7 protein-coding genes and 1 pseudogene are annotated in these 5657 nt (G+C 58.4%); 3 read left to right on the plus strand and 5 right to left on the minus strand.

The window, feature by feature from the left end; translation table 11 throughout:
- The 5 genes from ACTHV6_RS02080 to ACTHV6_RS02100 form a co-directional block, all read right to left on the minus strand.
- Positions 1-869 (minus strand): carbohydrate ABC transporter permease (locus ACTHV6_RS02080; protein WP_441385600.1); only part of this gene is annotated, 869 nt, incomplete at its 3' end.
- Between the two features lie 15 nt (positions 870-884).
- Entirely contained in the window at positions 885-1892 is a 1008-nt protein-coding gene (locus tag ACTHV6_RS02085; protein ID WP_441385601.1) for a carbohydrate ABC transporter permease, read from the minus strand.
- A gap of 66 nt (positions 1893-1958) precedes the next feature.
- Positions 1959-2381 (minus strand): PIN domain-containing protein, encoded by a 423-nt coding sequence (locus tag ACTHV6_RS02090; protein WP_441385602.1) that lies wholly within the window; start codon positions 2379-2381, stop codon positions 1959-1961.
- A gap of 1 nt (position 2382) precedes the next feature.
- Entirely contained in the window at positions 2383-2616 is a 234-nt protein-coding gene (locus tag ACTHV6_RS02095; protein ID WP_441385603.1) for a CopG family transcriptional regulator, read from the minus strand.
- Between the two features lie 63 nt (positions 2617-2679).
- Complete coding sequence (locus ACTHV6_RS02100) at positions 2680-3135, minus strand: SprT-like domain-containing protein (protein WP_441385604.1); 456 nt, start codon at positions 3133-3135, stop codon at positions 2680-2682.
- A gap of 61 nt (positions 3136-3196) precedes the next feature.
- Between ACTHV6_RS02100 and ACTHV6_RS02105 the strand changes: the two genes are divergently transcribed.
- From ACTHV6_RS02105 to ACTHV6_RS02115, 3 genes and pseudogenes are all read left to right on the plus strand, one after another.
- Positions 3197-4450 (plus strand): NAD(P)-binding domain-containing protein, encoded by a 1254-nt coding sequence (locus ACTHV6_RS02105; protein WP_441385605.1) that lies wholly within the window; start codon positions 3197-3199, stop codon positions 4448-4450.
- On the plus strand, positions 4450-5145 hold the full coding sequence (locus tag ACTHV6_RS02110; protein ID WP_441385606.1) for a hypothetical protein: 696 nt from the start codon (positions 4450-4452) through the stop codon (positions 5143-5145). The genes ACTHV6_RS02105 and ACTHV6_RS02110 overlap by 1 nt, the downstream gene beginning before the upstream one ends.
- Before the next feature lie 111 nt (positions 5146-5256).
- A pseudogene (locus tag ACTHV6_RS02115) lies at positions 5257-5657 on the plus strand (hypothetical protein); the annotation flags it as partial.

A 5657-nucleotide genomic window follows, 5' to 3' on the forward strand; every position in this document is an offset into this window, starting at 1 on the left:
GCGGCCATGACCAGCGTCCAGTTGCCCGAATGCTGGGTTTGCAGGGCCGAGGTGGCCACAGTCAGCACGTTCCATTCCTTGCCGGGCGCGATGATGGAGGGCCACAGGAAGTTGTTCCACTGGGTCACCACGGTGATGAGGAATAGAGTGGCCAGAATCGGCTTGTTCATTGGGAGAACGATGGACCATAGGCTCCGCCACTGCCCGGCACCGTCCAGCTTGGCAGCATCCAGAACTTCTTGAGGAACTGCTTGGAAGTTCTGTCGGAGCAGGAAGATGGCGTAGGGCGAACCCAGAACGAAGGGCACAACCAGTCCGGCAAAGGTGTTACGCATCCCCACCTGCGAGACCATGGAGTACAGCGGGATCATGAGAACGATGGGTGGAATCATGAGGGTGGCGATGTAGGCCCAGAAGATGAGTTCGCGCCCAGGGAACTGGAGGCGGGCAAACGCAAACGCTGCCAGCACGGAGAAGACCATCTGTCCAACGGTCAGCACGGCAACCACTTGGATCGTGACAACCAGTGGGACGATGAAGTTGTTGGAGGGGTTGAACAGCGCCGTGAAGTTATCGAGCGTCAACGGATCGGGAAGCGCGAGCGGCGGTTCGCTGGAGAACTGGTGAGGGGTTTTCAGGCTGGTCATGACCGAGAACAGGAACGGTACCAGCATGAGCAAGGCGCCAACCGCCAAGAACACGTAGGTGAGGATCACCGAGAACCACCAGCGCGGGGTCCGGTGTGTATTTTGCCGGACGATCGGGGTGGCAACTGTGGGCGGCGCGTCAACGGCCGGTAGTGTGGCCGGTTCCGTGGAGCCGGAATCGCGGTGGCCGGGGTTATGGGCTGCTTGGCTCGTAACACTCATTCTTTGTTCCTCCTCTCAGTCCAACTCGTACACGGTTCGCTTGGAGAAGTATCTCTGTTGCAGGAAGGTAATGGCCAAGATGATGATCAGCAGGATGACTGCCATGGCCGAAGCCCGCCCAAGCTGGTTCCCTCCGCGGAATGCCGTCTGATAAATGTGTGCGGCGATCAAGTCAGTGGTGCCACCGGGATACCCGGGCTTCCCGTCCGTTAAGCCGTACACCAGATCGAAGGCTTGGAACGAAGATATGAACGTGGTGATCAATACGAAGAACGTGGTGGGCCGCAACATCGGTAGATACATCTTGGTCAGCAGCCGGAAAGATCCGGCTCCATCCAACTTTGCGGCTTCGATAAGCGATGTTGGAATGGACTGAAGCCCGGCAAGGTAGAACAGGGAAATGTATCCCACGTTCTGCCACACGTACACGAATGCAACCATGGGTAGGGCTAAGTTGGTGTTGCTCATCCACTCAATCCGCGTGCCGATGACGGAGTTAATGAGACCGTTCGATGGGTCCAGCATCCAACGCCATACGATTCCCAGTGTCAGAGGCGCGCATACCCAGGGCAGCACATACATGAGCTGCAAGAACGTGGAGCCCGGGAGCCTGCGATTCAGCCCGATCGCGATGAACAGCCCAACGAATATGGCGGTAGGCAGAGCCATCGCCGTGAATGCCACGGTTACGATAAGTGACTTGGTGAAGGAATCCCCGCTGAAGAGCCACTGGTAGTTGTCCAGCCCAACGAAGCTTGGATCGGAAATGAGGTTCCAGTTGGTCAGTGAGATAACGAAAACCAGCAGGAACGGAACGATAAGAAAAAGCCCCACTCCGATGAGTGAAGGACTCAGCATGAGGTACGCAGTCAGGCTTTCTTTCCTGCGCCGCGTACGCAGGGTCTTGCGCTGGACACCGCCTACTTGGACCCCGCCAGTGTGGACGCCGTTTTCCCGGGCCTCGCCTCCTCGGGTTGCGCTTGCCGTCTGAATCTCAGCCACATCCACCTCATATTCACTCAAACCCATAATCTACCCACTTCAGCCCGCCACGTCTGTGGCGGCCATTACCGGAGAGTTGCACGCGCCCTAAGCATCGAAGGGAAACAAACGGAAAGATTTCTCGCCTGACAGTGGAGTAACAGCCCTAAAATGGCGCTGGTCCACCGTGAGGAGATCGCAGGTGCGGTAGTCCTGCGCGTGCACGACGAGCGTTGCATCGGTTAATCCAAGTGGGAATTCGTCATACTCTCTAGCCACGCTCGCTGAGCGAACAGCGATGTTGTGGTCAAAGGGTATAACTGTCATCGTCTCCAGCACGTCGTCTAGCACGATCCCACGAGCGTGTTTGCCGAGGCGCGTTGCAACGAGGTGATCTAGTTCTGCAAGCACGAGAGCTGGCACCCAGAGTTTTTCGCTGAATCCGGTCAGGTACCTACTAACGGCCACATGGTGCGCATCTGCGCGGTCGTAACAGGCATAGATTGCGCCCGTATCAGCAATAAGGGTCACGTTATTCCACTCCGAATCCAGTGGCAGTGAGGATATCGTCCACGTCAGCTGAGGTAGTAGATGTCCCACTGTCGAATAGGCCAAACCGTATTTCGCCTGCAGTCTTACCCTTGCCATGCAGTTTTTCTGTCAGAGCTTCGCGGATAAGGTCGGATTCGCTGCGCCCGTCCGCCTCGGCACGCGCTTTAAGTGCAGCCTTGAGCTCCTCGGGAAGATAAATCGTTGTTCGCACCATACCTCCACTCTATGCCATACATGTATGGCACCTCTAGAATGTGCATTACGACCATTTCCGATCTCACGCAGCCGGCGCCTTCGTGTCATACCACGTGATGAGGTAATCCGAATCGAAATCGGGGCAGCATTTGGCGCAGGATACCGGCGTTCTCCGAAGCCTGTGGCGCGTAATCACGTGACCGTTGGGGCAGTACCCGACGTAACGGGTCGGCAGCTCAGGACCCCCGCTCAAGGTGGCGGTTGGCGTTCCCCCGATCCGGAGAGCTTTGGCTTTCCACACGGCGTCGTGATTGTGCCTAGGCCCTGCTAAGACGTGCGCAATTTCGTGGAGGACAACCTGATGAATGTATTCTTCATCCGCTAAAAGGGTGATTGGCGTAGAGAGGCTGATTGTGGAGGTGGTGAAGGAGGTCATGCCAGCTCGGCGCCGGGCATGATCAAAGGTAATGTTCCATTCGTGGAGCCCATGTGAATCCATGAGTTCACGAGCAAGGCGGTGAGCGCTGTAGAGTTCCATGCCGCCAGTCTATTTCCCGCCTCCACCACGTTTGGCCGCTCCGCCCAGTAGTCTTGGAACCATGACGGCACAGGTCCCAACGCACGCACAGTCTCAACGGCTGCCAGCCGGCGCGTGGGTTCCCGCGGAACGCGATGGCCTCCCACTGTGGGATGCGGGCCGCGGCAGATCCGTTTCCCGCGATTCGGCGGTGCATGAGGTGGATGTGCTGGTGATCGGCGCCGGGCAGGCGGGCCTCGCGATGGCATACGAACTTGGCCGGCGCGGGTTTTCCGGTTACGCCCCACAGGAGGAATTCTCTGGACAGCGTTCCAGTCGCGGCACCTACCTTGTTCTGGATGCTGAGAACAGGCCCGGCGGTGCGTGGCAGCACCGGTGGCCCAGCCTGACGATGGGGAGGGTGAACCATATCGCCGATTTGCCCCACTTTCCCGCGGAAAAAATTGAACCTTCGGAGCGCGCCTCCGAGTGGGTGACCACCTATTTCGGAGATTTTGAGGATACCTTCGACCTTCCGATCTTCCGTCCGGTGATGGTCACGGGAGTTTTTGACGACGACGGCGAAGCCCCCGCCCCACACCGCCTCCTGACAGTCTCAACCACTGCCGGAACCTTCGCCGCAAAGGTGATCGTGAACTGCACCGGAACGTGGACCCGACCGTTCATTCCCCACTATCCGGGCATCGGGAGTTTCCGCGGTATGCAGTTCCATTCGCAAAGCTTCCCAGGATCGCGAGCATTCGAGGGCAAGCGTGTAGTGGTTGTTGGCGGCGGCTTGAGCGCACTTTCCCACCTTGACGATCTGGACCACGGGGCAAAGAAGATTCGGTGGGCCACGCGAACGCCACCGCGATGGAAGAACGAAACGTTGGGCGGCCCGGGGCTCAGCCCCGAGGCGGGTATGGGAGTGGAGGAACGCGTGCGCGCGCGAGTGGAAGCTGGGCTGGCACCGCTGCCGGTGGTTGCGGAAACTGGGCTGCCAGTCACTGACTTCACGCAGTCACTGAAGGAACGGGGCCTCACCAAGCGTTGGCCAATGTTCTCATCGATAGAGGTTGATGGTGTGCGGTGGGATAACGGCGATTTCTGGCAGGCGGATGCCATTGTATGGGCCACGGGATTTCGTCCTGAGCTCCGTCACTTTTCCTCACTTGGTATTCGCTTGTCCGGGGGCGGTATCCTCATGGATGGAACACAAGTGGTAGCAGATCCGCGAATTCACCTTATTGGCTACGGGCCAAGCGCCTCGACCGTTGGGGCGCGGTGGGCCAGCCGGAAAGCTGCCGCGGGAATCTTGACATACCTTGGGAGTTGATGGTGCCTTCTATTAATCTGGTCCAACAGATTTCGCTTGAAGGGGCGGTACCCGCAGATCGGAATCTGGATCACTTGCGCAGGATTGGTACTGGCCTCTTTGTGGGATCAGTTGTGGGGACAATAGGAACCGTATTGTTTGCTGATCTAGATCTGACGCAGGGCAATTTTTGGGTTGTTCTGGTTGTCATGATCATCGTGGCGCTGGTGTGTCTGTTGCCGTGGGCTATGCATTTTCCGCCAATGAAGCCTATTCCGGTTGTGGCACGCACGCTCGGCACTGATGAAAGCCCGGAGCAGCGATACGTGCAGCGAGGCGGCGCCCAGCAAGGACTACTGGTTCCCGTGGTTGTGCATCCGCTTGATGGCTCGCCGAACTTCAGGTCCATCATTCTCCTCCGTGATGCGGACCCGGCTGAACCGAGGGATCCGGTTGTTGGCAGCCTTCTGGCCCTCCAACAGAACGAAGAGGGGATGGGAGAACTTTCGAATGTTGAGACGGTGAGTGCTCAGCAGCAACGAGTGATCGACCAGCTGACAAGGCACCCCAAGCAGCTGTCAAACGATGCCCCGATTTTGCCGATGCGCCGGGGAACAATGGAACGTCACCCGTGGTGGGCTGGCCTCCAATGGTGGGGGTCGATTGCGGCTGGCGTCCTCGCTTCTGTTGCCGTGGTGCTCTTGTTGGCAGGTTAAAAGTGCGGACGTAGTGTGTGTTTGAGACTAAAGTCCGTATGATGAGGTCAACGATAGCCCGCACAGGCGGTGATGACACCGTGTGGGAATACCGAATCTGAAGGGCCCTTCATGAGTGAGAACAACGGATCGGCTTGGCCTAATCAGGGTGGCCAAGGCGGAAACGGACAACCATCGCAGCCCGGAAATGGGCAACAGTACCAGCCAAGTGGCGATGCTTTTGGCCCGCGCCCTACGGACCCTTTTTCGTCCGCTCCTAGCGCGTCCTCGGCACCTAACTCCACCCAGCAGTACGGCCAGAGTCCGTATGCTGCGCCGGGTCAGCCTGGCCAATACGGTCAGAGCCAACCCGGTCAATATGGGCAGGGGCAGTTTAGTCAAGGGCAGCCGGGTCAATATGGCCAAGGTCAGTTTAGCCAAGGACAGTATGGCCAGCCCCAGTACGGTCAGGGCCAGCAGCCGGGCCCCTTTGGTCAGGGACCCAACGGGCCATCAGGCCCATTCGGCCCCGG

The sequence above is a fragment of the Ancrocorticia sp. genome, from assembly GCF_052089425.1.
GTDB lineage: Bacteria > Actinomycetota > Actinomycetes > Actinomycetales > Actinomycetaceae > Ancrocorticia.